The following is a 791-nucleotide window of genomic DNA, read 5'->3' as shown; positions in this document are numbered from 1 at the left end:
ACCTTAGAGACCACCGCGGCCGTCCCGCCTATCCACTGTTGTCCATGTTCAAAGCCGTCCTGCTCGGACAATGGCACAGCCTCTCTGATCCCGAACTCGAACACAGCCTCATCACCCGCATCGACTTCAACCTGTTTTGCCGTTTTGACGAACTGAGCATCCCCGATTACAGCACCTTATGCCGCTACCGCAACTGGCGGCGCAAGACGACACCCTGTCCGAATTATTGGAACTGATTAACTGCCAACTGACCGAAAAAGGCCAAAAGTAGAGAAAGCATCCGCCGCCGTCATTGACGCCACCATTATTCAGACCGCCGGCAGCAAGCAGCGTCAGGCCATAGAAGTCGATGAGAAAGGACAAGTCAGCGGCCAAACCACACCGAGCAAAGACAAAGATGCCCGTTGGACAAAGAAAAACGGTTTATACAGACTCGGTTACAAACAACATATCCGTACCGATGGGGAGGGCTATATCGAGAAACTGCACATCAACCCCGCCAATACCCATGAGTGCAACCATTTGTCCCCTTTGTTGGAGGGCATTGCCGACGGCACGACCGTCTATGCTGACAAAGGCTACGACAGTGCGGAAAACCGGCAACATCTGAAAGAACATCAGTTGCTGGACGGCATTATGCGCAAAGCCCGCCGCAACCGTCCGCTGACGGAAGCGCAAACCAAACGCAACCGGAATTTGTCGAAGACCCGTTATGTGGTCGAACAAAGCTTCGGGACGCTGCACCGTAAATTCCGCTATGCCCGGGCAGCCTATTTCGGACTGAGCAAAGT

General features: G+C 53.7%; 1 pseudogene. It reads left to right on the top strand.

The features are described from left to right. A pseudogene (locus ACTHUT_RS21295) lies at positions 1 to 791 on the top strand (IS5 family transposase); the annotation flags it as partial.

It is taken from the genome of Neisseria sp. P0022.S010, assembly GCF_051956635.1.
The sequence above is the reverse complement of the archived record's forward strand: the minus strand, read 5'-3'. Positions and strand labels throughout refer to the sequence as shown.